This window comes from Streptomyces sp. ASQP_92, from assembly GCF_025399895.1.
Lineage (GTDB): Bacteria > Actinomycetota > Actinomycetes > Streptomycetales > Streptomycetaceae > Streptomyces.
In genome coordinates this window covers 1,264,235-1,280,145 of the sequence record NZ_JAODUA010000001.1, presented here as the reverse complement: position 1 = coordinate 1,280,145, position 15,911 = coordinate 1,264,235, and the positions used below count along the sequence as shown (strand labels likewise).

Sequence of the window (15,911 nt, the reverse complement as noted above, 5' to 3'; positions counted from 1 at the left end):
TGGGACTCTATTAACGGGCGTTCCGCCTTGGCAAGAAGCCTCGGCGAGAAGGAGCGGGGTGCTGGGATGTCGGCTGCCGATTCAGGTGGACCACAGGTCAAGTCCGCGGTGCGGACGGTCGAGTTGCTCGAGTATTTCGCAGGGCGGCCCGGAATGCACTCCCTCGCCGCGGTCCAGGAGGCGGTGGGCTACCCGAAGTCCAGTCTGTACATGCTCCTTCGCACCCTGGTGGAGCTCGGCTGGGTGGAGACCGACGCGACCGGCACCCGGTACGGCATCGGCGTACGGGCCCTGCTGGTGGGCACTTCCTACATCGACGGCGACGAGGTGGTGGCCGCGGCCCGCCCCACCCTGGACCGCCTCTCGGACGACACCACCGAGACCATCCACCTCGCCCGGCTCGACGGCACGAACGTGGTCTATCTCGCCACCCGCCAGTCGCAGCACTATCTGCGCCCGTTCACCCGCGTCGGCCGCAGGCTTCCGGCCCACTCCACCTCGCTCGGCAAGGCGCTGCTCGCCACCCACAGCGACGAGCAGGTGCGCAAACTGCTCCCGGAGAACCTCCAGCAGCTGACCGAGCACACCATCACCGACCGCGAGAAGCTCATCGAGGAGCTGCACCTCGTCCGCGAGCAGGGCTACGCCGTGGACCGCGAGGAGAACACCCTCGGCCTGCGCTGCTTCGGAGTCGCGATCCCGTACCGCACCCCGGCGCGCGACGCGATCAGCTGCTCGGTGCCGGTGGCCCGGCTCACCCCGGCGCACGAACAGATGGTGAAGGACGCCCTGTTCGACGCGCGGGACCGCCTGACGCTGGCCACCCGCCGGCTCTGAACCCCCCTCGCCCCGGGGGTCGTTCGGCCGTGCGCCGGTGCCTTCGGTGCCGGTGCGGCCGGGCCCGGAGGTCGCCGCCCGGGGCCTCGCCTAGGCTGTACGGGTGATCACCGGATCGCCCGACCCCGCCCTCGGGCCGCGCTGCCGCGCCGAGCGCTCCCGTCGCCCGAACCGTACGCCGTGATGCGCGCCCTGTTCGGCGCCCGGGCGCGGCACCGCTGGGTCCATCTGGTCATCGGCGGCGCCCTGTTGATGCCGTACTTCCTGGTGGGCTCGGTCGTCGTGGGCCCCCTCGCGGGTGACGTCAGCCCGTTCACCTCCTTCCCGCTCGCGCTCGTGACGTTCGCCGTCGCTCTGCCGTTCGCCGCCGTGTCCGCTCTGGTGCCGATCGCCAGGCCGCTGCTGGTGTCCGGCGTCCGGGCGCTGGGCGGGGTGGATCCGGCGGCGCTCGCCGACGGCCCCGCCCGCTCCTGGGACGCCCGGCTGCGCGTCTCCGCCTGGTACACCGCCCATCTCGCGGTGGGCGGGATCCTGAGCGGGATGAGCCTGGCGCTGCCCCCGTTCACCGTCTTCCTGATCGTGCTGCCCCTCTTCCCGAGCCTGCGCCACACCGCGTACAGCGGCGACGGCCCGCTCTCCACAAGCTGGGGCGTCGCACTCGCCCCGGTCGCCGGGATCGCGATGCTGTTCGGTCTGGCGGCGTGTTCGGCGGCGGCCGGGGCGCTGCTCGCCCGGCTCGCGCCGCTCCTGCTCGGGCCCGCCCCCGCCGACCGGCTGGCCGCCGCCGAGCGACAGGCGGCGGAACTGGCCGTGCGCAACCGGCTCGCCCGTGAGCTGCACGACTCGGTGGGACACGCCCTGAGCGCGGTGACGCTCCAGGCCTCGGCCGCCCGCCGCGTCCTGGACTCGGACCGCGCCTTCGTACGCGAGGCCCTCGCCGCCATCGAGGAGACCGCCCGGCGTACGGTGGCCGAACTCGACTCCGTACTGGGCCTGTTGCGCCAGGACGACGGGGATCCGGCCACCCCGGACCTCGCCACCCTGGAGGGGCTGCTGTCCCGCACGGGCCTGGAGGTGACGTACTCCCTGGAGGGCGATCCGTCCGCGGTGCCCGAACTCGTCTCGCGGGAGGCGTACCGGATCGTCCAGGAAGGGCTGAGCAACGCCCTTCGCCACGGCGGGAGTTCACCCGTCGCCCTGCAAGTCGCCGTCGGCGGCGGAGAGTTGGTGCTGGTGCTGGAGAACCCCCTGCCCGTGGAGGCGACCGTGGTGCGCCCCGGGGGCGGACGCGGCCTGCGCGGCATAGCGGAACGGGCCGCCCTGCTCGGCGGGCACGCCTCGGCCGGCCCCGTGGACGGCCGCTGGCGGCTGCGGGCCTGCCTTCCGCTGGGCGGCGCGCGATGAGCGCCGCGATCCGGGTGGTGGTGGCCGACGACGAGCGGATGGTGCGCACCGCGCTGCGGGTGATCATCGACGCCGAGCCGGATCTGGAGGTGGTCGGCGAGGCCACCACGGGGGCCGAGGCCGTCACGGTGGTCCGCGACCGGCTGCCCGACGTGGTCCTGATGGACGTACGGATGCCGGAGATCGACGGCATCCGCGCCACCGAGCGGATCCTGGCCACGCTCGCCGCGCCGCCGAGGATCGTGGTGGTCACCACGTTCGAGAACGACAGCTACGTCTACGACGCGCTGCGCGCGGGCGCCTCCGGTTTCCTGCTGAAGCGGGCCGCCGCCGAGGAACTGATCCAGGCGGTCCGTCTGGTCGCCCGCAGCGACTCGCTCCTGTTCCCGGCGAAGGTCCGCGAACTGGCCGCCCGGCACGCGCCCGACCAGGGCGCCGCCCCGGCGTGGACGGCCCGGCTCTCCGAGCGGGAGGCGCAGGTGCTCCGGCTGATGGCGACCGGCCTCACCAACGCGGAGATCGCCGGGCGAATGGGCGTGGGCCCGGCCACGGTGAAGACCCATGTCGCCTCCGTGCTGGCCAAGACCGGCACCCGCGACCGCACCCAGGCGGTGATCGCGGCGTACGAGTCGGGCTTCGTCCGGCCCCGATGAAGGTTTCCTGAGAAACCGGGGCAACAGGAACTTCGCGCTCCGGTCCGTCCGTCGTGCGTACGGGATGAACAAGACAATCAGGCGCGCCTCGGTCTTCTGTCTGCTGATGGTGCTCGCCCTCCTCGGTCGAGCCACCTATGTGCAGTTCTACGAAGGCCAGGCCCTCGCGGACGACAAGCTGAACCGGCGGAACACCATCGCGGAGTACTCGCAGCCGCTCGGGGACATCATCGTGGCCGGCTCGCCGGTCACCGACTCGGAAAGGACGAAGAGCGGCGATCTCGCCTACCAGCGCGGCTACAAGGACGGGCCGCTGTACGCACCCGTCACCGGCTTCGCGTCCCAGGTGTACGGATCGACCCAGCTGGAGGGGATCTACTCCAAGGTCCTCGACGGCAGCGACCCCCGCATGGGGAACCCCTTCGACGCGCTGACCCGCCAACGCGCCCCCGGCGGAGACGTCCTGACCACCATCGACCCGGCGGTCCAGAAAGCCGGCTACCAGGCGCTCGGCGACAAGGAGGGCGCGGCCGTCGCGATGGACCCGAAGACGGGCCGCATCCTCGGCATGGTCTCCACACCGTCCTACGATCCGTCGAAGATCGCGGGGTCCTCGGCCGCGGACGGCGACGCCTGGAAGCGGTTGGAGGAGGACAAGAGCAAGCCGATGCTCAACCGGGCACTGCGCCAGCCGCTGGCGCCGGGCTCCACGTTCAAGCTGGTGGTGGCGTCGGCCGCGCTGGAGAACGGGCTGTACTCCTCGATCGACGAGAACACCGTGAGCCCCAACCCGTACCGGATGCCGGGGACCACCACGGATCTCCGCAACGAGTCGGCCTCCGCGCCCTGCGAGAACGCCTCGATCCGTACGGCGCTCGAATACTCCTGCAACAACGTGTTCGGCAAGATGGCCGTGGACCTGGGCCAGGACAAGGTGCGGGCGATGGCCGAGAAGTTCGGCTTCAACGACGCCGAGCTGGATGTGCCGGTCCGCGCGGCCACGAGCGTCTACCCGAAGAACATGGACAGGTCGTCGACGGCCCTCTCGGGGATCGGCCAGTTCGATGTCACCGCGACCCCGATGCAGATGGCCATGGTGTCGGCCGCCATTGCCAACGATGGCGTCATGTCCTCGCCGCACATGGTGTCCAAGGTGACCGACGCCAAGGGGGGCACGCTCCAGTCCTACCCGGACTCCGACGGCAAGAGGATCCTGTCCTCGAAGACGGCCCGGGCGATGTACAGCGCGATGATCTCGGTGGTCACCGACGGCACCGGGTCCAACGCGAAGATCGACGGCCTGGAGGTCGGCGCCAAGACGGGCACGGCCCAGCACGGCGTGGACAACTCCAAGAAGCCGTACGCCTGGTTCACCTCGTTCGCCAAGGACCCCGGGACCGGCAAGGAGGTCGCGGTGGCCGTGGTCATCCAGGACTCCGACGCCGATCGCTCCGAGGTCAGCGGCAACGGCCTGGCGGGCCCGGTCGCCCGGGCGATGATGAAGGCCGCGCTGGCGTCGAACTGACGCGGTGGCCCGGCCCGGGGCGCGCGTGGACGGCGGGCGCCCCGGACCGGAGCGGACCGGACCGGTTTACGGCAGGAAGTACATCGGGTTCGGGATCTTGTACGTCTTGTCGGCGTAGCCACCCGAGAGGTCGGTGTACTGGTCGCCGAGGTTGGCCACGATGTGGTACCCGAGCGACTCGATGTGCTTGCGGGTGCCCGCCTTGTAGTCGACGGTCGAGCAGGTCCAGGTGGGCTTTCCGCAGCTCAGGTAGGCCGGGGCGTTGACCTTGTCCTTGAGGAAGAAGTGCGCGGGGTCGACGGGCACGTTGTAGCCCGCCTTGGTGAGGTTGACGGCGCTGGCGTTGCGCTGCGAGACGTCGCGTCCGGTCAGGAAGAAGACGGTGACGCCGTTCTTGGCCGCGTAGTTGACCAGGTCCGGCATGCCGAACACGGCTATCGAGCGGGCGCTCTGTACGTATGCGTCGAAGGCGGCGGCGTTGTAGGCGAAGCCGTTCTTCTTCTCGTAGTCGTACGTCAGCAGCGTCGTGTCGTCGACGTCGAGCACGATGGCGGGCTTACGGCCGTCCCGCCCCGGGTGCTCGGCGGCGTGCTTGATCTGCCGCTTGGCGCGGGCCTCGATGTCGGCGACCTGCTTGGCGTAGTTACTCGTGGGCGACGCCTGGTAGCTCCCGGAGGCGTCGGGGGCTCCGCCGTAATACGCGTTGATCTTGTCTTCGACCTTGGTGACGTTGGGGATCTCGCGGTCCGACTTCGGCGCGGCGTTGTCGGCGGAGGCGGCGCCGACGCCGTAGAAGGCGACACCGGTGAGGGCGAACGCGGCGGCGGTGGCGGCGGCTTTGGTAAGAGTGCGCATGGCGGCCTGTCTACGCGCATCACACGCGTCCCGCCAGGGGAAACGCCCAAATCTTTGCCGCACCGTGTCCTACCGGGGGTAGGGGGTGGGGGTGTTTGTGGTTTCCCCCACCCCCTACCCCCTGCGGGGGCGCGGCGCGCAGTTCCCCGCGCCCCTGGCCCCTCCTTCCCTGCGGCCCAGGCGGGGTTGGACGCGCAGTTCCCCGCGCCCCCAAAACCCTCGGCCGTGTGCGGGCCGCGGTCGCTTCTCGCGCAGTTCCCCGCGCCCCTAACCCCTCTTGGCCCTGCGGACCGCGGTCGCTTCTCGCGCAGTTCCCCGCGCCCCTAACCCCTCTCGATCCTGCGGACCGTGGTCGCTTCTCGCGCAGTTCCCCGCGCCCCTGGCGGAGTCGGTGCTGGCCCGCAGCGGGGCATTTCAGCCCGTCCGGCGATTGAGGACGAGCGCCGTTCAGGCGCGATACGGGGTCTGGGGCGGAGCCCCGGGCAACCTCGTTCTCGGCTGCGGGTCGTGGTCGCTTCTCGCGCAGTTCCCCGCGCCCCTCAGCGGTACTGGTGCCGGCCCGCATGGAGGCATTTCAGCCTGTCCGGCGTTTGAGGACGAGCGCCCTTAAGGCGCGAACGGGGTCTGGGGCGGAGCCCCAGGAGGGCCGGAGCCAACCAACCCCGCTGCACGGGCGGGTGGGTGGGCAAGGCGCCTCGGGGTCTGGGGCGGAGCCCCAGGAGGGGCGGAACCAACCAACCCCGCCGCACGGGCGGGTGGGTGGGCAAAGGGGCCGGGGTCTGGGGCGGAGCCCCAGGGAGCCGGAGCCAACCGACCCCGCTGCACGGGCGGGTGGGTGGGAAGACGGGGCCGGGGCCGGGGCGGAGCCCCGGGGGGTCAGGGCAGCGCGCCCGCGTTGCGGACCGCGTCGAGGTCCTCGTCCGACGCCAACCCCACGTGATACAGCCGAAGTTCCGTCGCCCCCAACGACACCACCCGCCCCGCCTCCTCCCCCAGCGCCGCCGGCCGGCCCCCCATCCCCGACACCACCGTAAGGTTCGCCGCGATCACCGAACCCCCCGTCGCCCGCGCGGCGAACGGCTCCAGCAGCGACACCCCGCCCGCCCCGCCCGCGCCGCCGCACGGCACCACCACCCCGTCGGCCACGCCGAGAACGTGCCCGGCGTCGACGCCCACATTGGCCCCGCACCGATCCGGCCGGGGATCCGCGTGGAGCAGCACCTGGAACCCCGCCCCCGCCCGCCCCCGTACCGCCGCGACCGCCGCCTCCTGGAGCTCTTGGGCGACGCGCGTGCGGAACGGGAGCGTGGCCGCGAGGAGTTCCGCGCCGGACGCGTCCGGCGGGCCGCCCCGCCACACCGGCTCCAGCGCCCTCCGCACCCGGTCCCTCAACTCTCCCTCTTTCAGGCCGGCTTCCTCATAGCCCTGCCCGCAGGAGGGGCAGAAGCAGAGCGACATCAGATACTGCGCGGTGTCGTCGAGGACCACCCCCGCGATCTTGTCGTGGCCGTGCAGATGGGCGAGGCCGTACCAGCCGCAGGACTCCAGCTCGGTCCCGAGGGCCCCGGGTCGCACCGCCGCCTCGGCCGCGAGGGCGACGAGGTAGGCCCGGACCCGGGGCTGGGCGATGCAGGGGGCCCAGGGGTAGCGGTCGCCGTAGGCGTTGACCACGGACGTACCGGGGTGTTCCGCGCCGAGCCGGGAGTTGTGCGCGAGCACCACCCAGGAATGCACGTCGAGCCCGGCCTCCGCGAGCGCCCGCGCGGCCTGACCGAACGCGTCGCCCGGCGCCCAGGCACCGGACGCGTACGGTCTCAAGTCCCGCCCCCGCCAATACAGTTCACCCGGTGGATAGAGCACTGCCGCATGCTCGGCGGTCACGATGCGGTGGCCGGGGTGTCGGGGTGTCAGGGCTCGGGTCGAGTGATAGGCGGAGGCGAGCGTCACCTGCCGCACGCCGAGGTCCGCGATACGCGCCGGGGCGTCCGGATCACCCAGGACGTCCCAGGGGTAGAGAAACGCGGAGGCCTTCACACGCCCGCCCCACGAGCTCCGGCCGCACCGGCCACACCTGGCGTACCGGCCACACTTGGCGTACCGGATGCAGCAGCCTCGGATCCGCCGACGGGCCCGTCCGCCGCCGGCACCAGCGTTCGCCCCCGCTCGATCAGCGCGGCGAGCTGCTTGACGTGGTCGTCGTCCGGCTCGGTCAGCGGGGGCCGGACCTCGCCGACGTCCAGGCCGGTCAGCCGCACGCCCGCCTTGACCAGTGAAACCGCGTACCCGCGACCTTGGTTGCGCAGTTCGACGAGTGGTGCGAAGAAGCCGTCGAGCAGCCGGTTGGCCAGGGCGTCGTCGCCCGATTCGAGGGCCCGGTGGAAGGCGAGCGCGATGTCGGGGGCGAAGCAGAAGACGGCCGAGGAGTAGAGGGTGATGCCGATGCCCCGGTAGGCGAGACCGGTGAGTTCGGCGGTGGGCAGACCGTTGAAGTACAGCGGGTCGAGGCCCGCGGAGCGTACGGCGCTGACGATGCGCTGCATCAGGTCGAGGTCGCCCAGACCGTCCTTGAAGCCGATGATGCCCTCGACGCGGGCCAGCGCGACGGCGGTCGCGGGGGTGAGGATCGCGTTGTCGCGCTGGTAGACGATGACGTCGAGCGAGGTCGCGCCGGCCAGCTCGGTGTAGTGGCTCAGCAGCCCCGCCTGGTCCGGCACGACGAGGTAGGGCGGCAGGGCGAGCAACCCGTCCGCGCCGGCCTCCTCGGCGAGCCGGGCGTACTGCACGGCGAGCGCGGTGCCGTATCCGGCGCCGGCGACCACCGGGACGCGGCCCTCGCTCTCCTCGACGGCGGCGGCGACGCAGTCCCGGAACTCCTGCGGGGTCAGGGCGTGGAACTCCCCCGTGCCGCAGCAGGCGAACACCGCGGCCGCCCCCGCCTCGATGCCCCGGCGCACATGGACGCGGAAGGTGTCGAGGTCGAGGCTCCCGTCGGGCCCGTACGCGGTCACGGGAAAGAAGAGGGGTCCGCTGACGTGAGTGAGACGGGCGGCGAGCGGGGCTGAGGTCACGGGTGCTCCCTGGGCAAGGACCGTCGTGCACAATTCTGACTGGCGTCTATATTTCTGAACGTCTCAACGCTAAGGCAGCGTCCTGGCGCCGGTCAAGGCGAACAACCGCGACCCGCAAGCCGATTGGGCCCGCAGGCGCACCCCTTGACTCGGTTCGGTCCCGCTCCCTAGCGTGTCCACGCATGTGAATGATGTCCATGGATGCATCGCGGCGTCGACGACCCGCGATGCATCCGGGCACCCGCCTCCCAAGGAGAGCCCATGGCCCGACCCCGCACCGTCCTGCTCACCGGCGCCGCCGGCGGCCTCGGCACCCTGATGCGCGGGCTGCTCCCGGCATACGGATACGAGCTGCGCCTCCTGGACGTGCTGCCGATCCCGGGCGAGCCGGACGCGATCACCGCCGACCTCGCCGACAAGGACGCCCTGCGCGCTGCCGTGTCCGGGGTCGACGCGGTGCTCCACCTGGCGGGGATCTCCCTCGAAGCGTCCTTCGACAAGATCCTGAAGGCCAACATCGAGGGCACGTACAACCTCTACGAGGCCGCGCGCGCGGAGGGTGTGCGCCGGATCGTGTTCGCCTCCTCCAACCACGCGGTCGGCTTCACCCCCCGCCCCATGGGCACGGACCCGCTGATCCCGGTCGCCACCGCTCACCGCCCGGACACCTTCTACGGCCTGTCCAAGGCCTTCGGCGAGGATCTGGCGCAGTTCTACTGGGACAAGCACGGCCTGGAGACCGTCTCGGTACGCATCGGCTCCTGCTTCGCCGAGCCCACCTCCGTACGGATGCTGTCGGTCTGGATGAGCCCGGGCGACGGGGCCCGCCTGTTCGACGCCGCCCTGACCGCCGAGCACGTCGGGCACACCGTGGTGTACGGCTCGTCCGCCAACACCCGCCTGTGGTGGGACCTTTCCTCGGCGCGGGCCCTTGGCTACGAGCCGCGGGACGACTCCGAGCGGTACGCCGAAAAGCTCATCGCCGAACAGGGCGAGCTCGACCCGGCCAGGCCCGAGCACGCCTGCCTCGGCGGCCACTTCACCACCGACCCGCCGGTCTGGCCGCACTGACCCTTCGGCGCGGGAGGAGCGCGGCGTCGACATTCGGCCGAGGTTCAAGGAACCGCAAAGCCGCGCCGCTCGTTTCCGGGGCATGACCGCAATGACCCCCGGCTCGAACCTCCCGCTCCCGACCACCCGTGTGACGGTGGACGTCGCCGCCCCCGTGCGGCTCGACGTCTCGGGCCTGCTGCTCACCGCCGACGGCAAGGTGCGCTCGGACGACGACTTCATCTTCTACAACCAGCCACAGGGCCCCGGTGTCACCCACCGCTCCGGCGGCGGAACCGCGCCCGACGCGATCGTCGTGGACACCGCGGCCGTGCCGCCCGGCATCGAGAAGATCGTGGTGACCGCGAGTCCGGACGCGGCGGGCCAGACCTTCCAGGGCATCGAGCCCACCGCCACCCTGCGCAACGGCGACGACGGCAGCGTGATCGCCTCCTTCACGCCGCCCCAACTGGGCACCGAGACAGCGCTGGTGGTCATGGAGATCTATCTGCGCGGCGGCGCCTGGAAGGCCCGCGCGGTGGGCCAGGGGTATGCCAACGGCCTCGCCGGGATCGCCACGGACTTCGGCGTCTCGGTCGAGGAGCCGGCCGCGCCCGCCGCGGCGCCCGCGCCCCCGATGCCGTCCGCGCCTCCGGCCGACCCGCGCCTCACGGCCCCTTCCCCGGCGGCTCCCGCGGCCCCCGCGCCACCGGCCGCCTCCGCACCGGCGGCCGGCCAGAAGATCAACCTGGACAAGGGCCGGGTCAACCTCCAGAAGAACCAGACGGTGTCCCTGGTCAAGGGCGGCCGTCCGCTGCTCTCGCAGGTCAAGATGGGTCTCGGCTGGGAGCCCGCGTTCCGCGGCAAGGACATCGACCTGGACGCCTCGGTGATCGCCTACGGCCCGCAGCGCAACCACCTCGACAGTTGCTACTTCGGCAAGCTCTCCATCCTGAACGGCGCCGTCAAGCACTCCGGCGACAACCTGACGGGCGAGGGCGCGGGCGACGACGAGGTGATCGTGGTCGACCTCGGCCGCATCCCCGCAGAGGCCACCGGCCTGGTCTTCACCGTGAACTCCTTCTCCGGCCAGAAGTTCACCGAGGTCGCCAAGGCGTACTGCCGACTGATCGACGCGGCGACCGGCGAGGAACTGGTGCGCTTCGACCTGACCGGCGCGGAGCCTCAGACCGGCGTCATGATGGCGAAACTGATCAAGCAGTTCTCGGGCGAGTGGGAGATGACGGCCCTCGGCAGCTTCGTGAAGTCCCGTACCGCGCGCGGGATGGTGAAGCCGGGGGCGGAGGCTCTGTAGCGGCGCCGGAGCGCGGAGCCGCGGACCACTGAGCGCGGGCGGGGCCCCCGGGCCCCGCCCCTCCTCGCCCGAGCCGTCTTTCTATCAGAACCCCACAAACCTCCAGGGACAAATCGCTACCTCCACGCCCTCCCTCGGCATCCGCCCCGGCTGACAGGGTCGAGGCATGAGTGATCTTGGAGAAGTACTCGTCACCGGTCTCGGCGCCCTCACCCCGCTCGGCGCGGATACCTCCACCACATGGGCGGAGATGCTGGCCGGCACCTCCGGAGTGCGCCGGATCGAAGAGGACTGGGCGGCCGGCCTGACCGTGTCGGTGGCGGCCGGGCTCGCCGTGGACCCCCTGTCCCTGCTGCCTCGCGTCGAGGCCCGCAAGCTTGACCGATGTGAACAACTCGCGATGATCACGTGCCGTGAGGCCTGGCAGGACGCGGGTGCCCCGGAGGTGGCCCCGGAGCGGCTCGCGGTGGTGATCGGTACCGGCTCCGGTGGCGTGCTGAGCACCCTGGGCCAGGACGACACGTTCGAGAAGAGCGGCGCCCGGCGCCTCTCTCCGTACGCCGTGCCGATGCTCATGCCGAACGGGGCCGCCGCCTGGGTGTCGATGGAGCTCGGCGCGCTGGGCGGGGCCCGCACGCCGGTCAGCGCGTGTGCCTCCGGCGCCGAGGCGATCGCGATGGGCCTGGACCTGATTCGCGCGGGCCGCGCCGATGTGGTGGTGGCCGGTGGCACCGAGGCCTGTCTGCACCCCTTCACGCTCGCCGCGTTCGCGCAGATGAAGGCGGTGTCGACCGAGGGCAAGGATCCGGCCGCCGTGTCACGGCCGTTCGATGTGGACCGCAGCGGTTTCGTGATGGGCGAGGGGGCGGGGCTGTTCGTCCTGGAGCGGGCGGAGTTCGCGCGGGCCCGGGGCGCGCGGGTGTACGGGGCGGTGGCGGGCGCGGGCGTGACGTCCAGCGCGCGGCACATCACGGCCTCGGACGTGGCCGGGCAGGTACGGGCCATCGACATCGCGCTGCGCGACGCCGAGTTGGGCCGCTCGGACATCGGCGTGGTGCACGCGCACGCCACCTCCACTCCCCCGGGCGACCTCGCCGAGGCGCAGGCGGTGGCCCAGGCCATCGGCACCCATCCGGTGGTCACCGCCACCAAGTCGATGACGGGGCACATGTTCGGCGCTTCCGGCGCGATCGGCGCGATGGCGGCGCTCCTGTCGCTGCGCGACGGCACGGTGCCGGCCACCCGCAACCTGGACCGCCTCGACCCGGCGGTCACCCTCGATGTGGTCGCGGGCGAGAACCGCACCGGTTCCTGGGACGCGGCGCTCGCCAACTCCTTCGGGTTCGGCGGGCACAACGTGAGCCTGGTGCTCAAGCGGGCCTGAGCACCGGGCACACGCGGGCCGGGCCGCCGGGCGGCGGCCCGGTGGGGCGGGCGGCTCCGGCGGCGCGGTGGGGCGGACGGTCGGGGCCGTCAGCCCTGCCGCCACGGCCAGTCGGCCGAGCGGCCCGCCTCAAGGAGCGGCACCATGCGGAAGGCCGCGTCGGTCAGGCCCCCGAAGACATGCCGGCCGGCCGTGCCCGAGGGGCCGTGTCCGCTGCGGTATCCGGCGAGGTTCCAGGTGTAGACCGGTACCTCGGCCGGGATCTGCTCCGTCGGGCCGCCGTCGCGGTGGTGGGCGCTCTGCTCGTCGGTCACGATCAGCACCCGGTCGTGTCCGCGGTAGTGCCGGCGGACCGCTTCGGTGGTGCGGGTGCCGCCGAGGTCGCCGAAGCGCCCCAGGACCTTCAGGACGGACTCCCCCGCCCGGTACGCCACCGGAGCGCTGGTCGAGCCGAACTGCACGAGGTCCGCGGCGCCGGCCCGCAGTGCCAGCGCCGTACCGAAGATCGCGGCGGCGTCGGCCCGGTTGAGCCGGGAGCGGTCCGAGAGCGGCGCCCACATCGAGCCCGAGCGGTCGACCAGGATCAGGGTGCGCCCGCCGAGCGCGGGCACGTTGGCCAGCGAGTGGCCGAGCGCCCGCTCCAGCGGATACGCCCAGCGAAGCGACGGCGCGTGGCGGTAGGCCGCGAGGTAGCGGAACGGGAACTGCCGTGAGGCGGCGACGACTTCGGGGTCGGAGATCTTCGCCGCCACCTGTGCGGCGACCTCGTCCGAGACACCCGCCTCGTCGAAGTTGCGCAGGTTGCGCACCAGCGCCATCGGGCCCATCGACGGAATGACCGCCTCCCAGGCCCGCTGGTCCATCGGCCCCTGCAACCAGCCCGCGAGCGCCTCCCAGGTCAGTCCGGCGGCGGCCAGCCGCTCGGCGCCGTCGGGGGCGAGCAGGACCGCGCGGCGCTCCGCCACCGGCAGCGCCATCAGTGCCCGGTGCGCGCCGAGGACCCGGTCGCCGGGCGGCGGCACCGCGGTGTCCGGGTGGTGCCGCCGGTCCAGCGCGTACCGGAACAGCTCGCCCTGCCACGGCTTGGCCGGGTCGGGCGCCGCGTGCACCAGGTTGAGGATGTCGCCGAAGCGGTACCCCTTGGACGCGGTGTCGTACTTGAGCAGCGCCCTGGCGCTGTACAGCCGGCGTACGGCGTCGGCGATCCCGCGCTTCACGGGCTTGGGCACGTTCCGGCCGTAGCGGGACGTCCAGTAGCCGAGCAGTTCCCCGGGCTCGTCGGGGCGCAGCAGTACCGAGGCGACGACCCCCCGGTTGGCGGGGCCGTCCACGGCGCCCGCGTCGAGGCGCGCCTTGACGTATTCGGCGGCGCCGACGAGGGAGGCGGTCCGCAGTCCGCCCTCGCCGCGCAGCCAGCCGAGCAGGCCCGCGGTCCACTCGGGGTCCTCGACGGCGAGAGCGCGCACCAGGGTGGCGAACCGGTCGTCGCGGTCCGCGCCGGACTCGTAGAAGGTCCCCTGGGAGACGAAGTTGGCGACCGCGAGCAGGAAGAGTTCGGAGCGGGCGTCCCGCAGGTGGCCGCGCCCGCCCTCGTGGGTGGGGGCGAGCGCGCCGGTGGACGCCACCGGCGAGGTGGTGCGCGCCTTCGCGGCGCGCGTGTTGAAACGAGCCATGGTGAATGGCCTCCCGAGATCGGATGCGGCGACGGCGCGTTTCAGATGAGGAAGGAGCCGTTGCCTGCGCACCGGGAGGTGCACGAGCGGATGACGTGTGGGTGTCCAGAGATCAGGGCGGCGGAACCGACATGTGGTGCTCTACCACCTGAGCTACACCGGCACGGCCGTGCCGGCGGCGGGATTCGAACCCGCGACCTCCCCGTTGGCAGCGGAAGTAGGTCCTGCCTGCGCACCTGGACGAGTTCGACCCTAGGCGCGGGGCGCACGGCGCCGCCACGGATTTTCCCGGGGCGGCGCGCGCGGGTCCTGGCTTCGCCTGCCCGGCCGCGCGTCAACTGACCACCCAGCACCCGGAGTTGACCGACCGTGGGACATCCGGACATGCCTCCGCCCGGCGGCCGTGGCGGACGCCGGGCGGAGAAGGAGCAGCGGGGGCGGTCAGGTGCGGGAGCGGGCCTTGAAGGCCGCCTTGCGGGCCTCCTTGGCGGTGGACTTGTCGGGGTGGAGGCGGCCCATCGCCTCCAGGACGTCCGCCGTCGCGGGGTGCTCCACCCGCCAGGCCGCGTCGAAGAACCCGCTGTGCTGGCCGACCAGGCCCTCGACGAGTTCCTGGAGCTCCTCCAGGTCGCCCTCGACCGCGAGTTGGGCCGCGATGGTGTCGATGGCCAGCCAGAAGATCATGGTCTCCGAGGGCGGCGGCACGTCGGGGGCGCCGCGCTCGGCGAGCCACACCCGGGCCAGGCCCCCGAGTTCGGGGTCGGGCAGGACCGCGCGCACGGCGGGTTCGGCCGAGGCGCCGGTCAGAGCGAGCGCCTGCTGGCAGTGCAGCCGGCGCAGCGGGGCGCCCGCGTCGGCGCCCCGGGCGGCCGCGAGCAACTCCCCTGCCGCCGCGGCCGGTTCGCGCCGGGCGAGCCACTGCTCGGTCTCGGCGCGGGCGGAGAGTTCGGGGAAGTGGGCGATGCCGTCGAGCAGCGCGTCGGCGCCCTTGTCGGCGAGGTCGCCGACGGCGGGGGCGTCCACACCCGCCTCCAGCATCCGGGCCCGTACGCCGTAGAGGCCGAGCGGGGTGAGGCGGACCATGCCGTAGCGGGAGACGTCCTCGTCGTCGACCGGCGGGGCGGGCTCGTCGCCGACCTCGGCCATCAGCGCCTCGTCGACGGGCTCGTACTCGACCAGGCCGATCGGCTCCAGGATCCGGAACTGGTCGTCGAGGCGCATCATCGCGTCGGAGACCTGCTCCAGGATGTCGTCGGTGGGCTCGCCCATGTCGTCGGGGACGATCATCGAGGCGGCGAGCGCGGGGAGCGGCACGGGCCCCTCGGAGGCGCCGGCCTCGCTGACGGTGAGCAGATACAGATTGCCGAGGACACCTTCCAGGAAGTCGGCCTCCTCCTCGGGGTCCCATTCCAGGCGCTCGAAGTCGATCTCGCCGTCTTCGCCGACGAGGTCGGCGAAGTCGTCGATGACGGGGGCGGTGGCGTCGGCGAAGACCACGTCGAAGGCGTCGAGCCAGAGGGCGAGGACGTCGTGCGGCGATCCGGAGGTGAGCACGGACAGGTTGTCGCCGGCGGAGGCGGTGCCCTCGGCGTCGTCGTCCTCGCCGGTGGCACCCGGGGCGTCCGCGATGTCGACGAGGCCGGTGTCGACGGCGACCCGCCAGGCCTCGCTCGCGTACGCCGGGCCGTCCTCGTCGTCCCCCAGGCCGAGTTCCGCGGCGGCCGCGGGCAACTGCTCCTCGACGAGTTCGCCGCCCGCGCCGACGCGGGTTTCGGGACCGGCCCAGCGGGCGAGCCGCACGGCGCGGGCGAGCAGCGGGGCGGACAGGGCCTCCCGGGCCAGCTCCGCCTCGGAGTTCAGCCGTACCGGCGGCAGGGTGGGGCGGTCTCCGGACATCTGGGGGTACTCCTCGGCCGTACGGTCTGGGGGCTCTGGTCGCGCTGGGTCAGCGGTGTCGAGCGGCACCCAGCGTAGACGCATTTCACCGGGTTTCGTTGCGCCGGCCGTGAGCCCGCCGCCGGCCCCCCGGCCGCGGGACCGGTCGTGGCCCGCCCCCGGCGTGCGCCGTGCCCGGCGCCCCAGAGATTCACCTACTCGTCAGTAGTCATCCACCGCGAACCCTTGACAACTCGCCACCCCAGACAAGA

At 72.5% G+C, this 15,911-nt stretch carries 12 protein-coding genes; 7 read left to right on the top strand and 5 right to left on the bottom strand.

The genetic code is table 11. The features are described from left to right. Positions 1-66: 66 nt before the first annotated feature. From N4G70_RS05565 to N4G70_RS05550, 4 genes are all read left to right on the top strand, one after another. Positions 67-837 (top strand): IclR family transcriptional regulator, encoded by a 771-nt coding sequence (locus N4G70_RS05565; RefSeq protein WP_261711226.1) that lies wholly within the window; start codon positions 67-69, stop codon positions 835-837. 183 nt (positions 838-1,020) lie between these two features. Further along, a complete protein-coding gene (locus N4G70_RS05560; protein WP_261711225.1) occupies positions 1,021-2,241 on the top strand; it encodes a histidine kinase in 1,221 nt (406 codons plus the stop codon). Next, positions 2,238-2,894 carry a response regulator transcription factor gene (locus N4G70_RS05555; RefSeq protein WP_261711224.1) on the top strand — a complete coding sequence of 219 codons (657 nt, stop codon included), beginning with the start codon at positions 2,238-2,240 and terminating at the stop codon, positions 2,892-2,894. Before N4G70_RS05560 ends, N4G70_RS05555 begins: the two co-directional genes overlap by 4 nt. A 64-nt stretch (positions 2,895-2,958) precedes the next feature. After that, positions 2,959-4,419, top strand: coding sequence for a penicillin-binding protein 2 (locus N4G70_RS05550; RefSeq protein WP_261711223.1), 1,461 nt, complete (start codon positions 2,959-2,961; stop codon positions 4,417-4,419). Between the two features lie 66 nt (positions 4,420-4,485). Here N4G70_RS05550 and N4G70_RS05545 read toward each other — a convergent pair whose 3' ends face one another. The 3 genes from N4G70_RS05545 to N4G70_RS05535 form a co-directional block, all read right to left on the bottom strand. After that, complete coding sequence (locus tag N4G70_RS05545) at positions 4,486-5,274, bottom strand: HAD family acid phosphatase (protein ID WP_261711222.1); 789 nt, start codon at positions 5,272-5,274, stop codon at positions 4,486-4,488. Positions 5,275-6,150: 876 nt separating this feature from the next. Next, complete coding sequence (locus tag N4G70_RS05540) at positions 6,151-7,308, bottom strand: hypothetical protein (protein ID WP_261711221.1); 1,158 nt, start codon at positions 7,306-7,308, stop codon at positions 6,151-6,153. Beyond that, complete coding sequence (locus N4G70_RS05535; RefSeq protein ID WP_261711220.1) at positions 7,305-8,342, bottom strand: 5-dehydro-4-deoxyglucarate dehydratase; 1,038 nt, start codon at positions 8,340-8,342, stop codon at positions 7,305-7,307. The genes N4G70_RS05540 and N4G70_RS05535 overlap by 4 nt, the downstream gene beginning before the upstream one ends. A 261-nt stretch (positions 8,343-8,603) precedes the next feature. On the opposite strand from N4G70_RS05535, the gene N4G70_RS05530 reads away from it, so the two are divergent. From N4G70_RS05530 to N4G70_RS05520, 3 genes are all read left to right on the top strand, one after another. Beyond that, positions 8,604-9,413, top strand: coding sequence for an NAD(P)-dependent oxidoreductase (locus N4G70_RS05530; RefSeq protein ID WP_261711219.1), 810 nt, complete (start codon positions 8,604-8,606; stop codon positions 9,411-9,413). 82 nt (positions 9,414-9,495) lie between these two features. After that, the gene (locus tag N4G70_RS05525; RefSeq protein ID WP_261711218.1) at positions 9,496-10,707 is read left to right on the top strand and encodes a TerD family protein; all 1,212 of its coding nucleotides are present in this window, start codon (positions 9,496-9,498) and stop codon (positions 10,705-10,707) included. A gap of 166 nt (positions 10,708-10,873) precedes the next feature. After that, entirely contained in the window at positions 10,874-12,091 is a 1,218-nt protein-coding gene (locus tag N4G70_RS05520; RefSeq protein WP_261711216.1) for a beta-ketoacyl synthase, read from the top strand. Between the two features lie 89 nt (positions 12,092-12,180). On the opposite strand, the gene N4G70_RS05515 is transcribed toward N4G70_RS05520, so the two are convergent. Together N4G70_RS05515 and N4G70_RS05510 are read right to left on the bottom strand one after the other, a co-directional pair. Continuing rightward, positions 12,181-13,764, bottom strand: coding sequence for a TROVE domain-containing protein (locus tag N4G70_RS05515; protein WP_261711215.1), 1,584 nt, complete (start codon positions 13,762-13,764; stop codon positions 12,181-12,183). Positions 13,765-14,205: 441 nt separating this feature from the next. Continuing rightward, positions 14,206-15,660, bottom strand: coding sequence for a hypothetical protein (locus tag N4G70_RS05510; protein ID WP_261711214.1), 1,455 nt, complete (start codon positions 15,658-15,660; stop codon positions 14,206-14,208). Positions 15,661-15,911 lie beyond the last annotated feature (251 nt).

Coding starts and splice junctions, on each gene's coding strand:
- N4G70_RS05545 (WP_261711222.1), bottom strand. CDS start 5,274: ATGCGCACTCTTACCAAAGCCGCCGCCACCGCCGCCGCGTTCGCCCTC.
- N4G70_RS05530 (WP_261711219.1), top strand. CDS start 8,604: ATGGCCCGACCCCGCACCGTCCTGCTCACCGGCGCCGCCGGCGGCCTC.
- N4G70_RS05520 (WP_261711216.1), top strand. CDS start 10,874: ATGAGTGATCTTGGAGAAGTACTCGTCACCGGTCTCGGCGCCCTCACC.
- N4G70_RS05510 (WP_261711214.1), bottom strand. CDS start 15,660: ATGTCCGGAGACCGCCCCACCCTGCCGCCGGTACGGCTGAACTCCGAG.
- N4G70_RS05560 (WP_261711225.1), top strand. CDS start 1,021: ATGCGCGCCCTGTTCGGCGCCCGGGCGCGGCACCGCTGGGTCCATCTG.
- N4G70_RS05565 (WP_261711226.1), top strand. CDS start 67: ATGTCGGCTGCCGATTCAGGTGGACCACAGGTCAAGTCCGCGGTGCGG.
- N4G70_RS05550 (WP_261711223.1), top strand. CDS start 2,959: ATGAACAAGACAATCAGGCGCGCCTCGGTCTTCTGTCTGCTGATGGTG.
- N4G70_RS05525 (WP_261711218.1), top strand. CDS start 9,496: ATGACCGCAATGACCCCCGGCTCGAACCTCCCGCTCCCGACCACCCGT.
- N4G70_RS05515 (WP_261711215.1), bottom strand. CDS start 13,764: ATGGCTCGTTTCAACACGCGCGCCGCGAAGGCGCGCACCACCTCGCCG.
- N4G70_RS05555 (WP_261711224.1), top strand. CDS start 2,238: ATGAGCGCCGCGATCCGGGTGGTGGTGGCCGACGACGAGCGGATGGTG.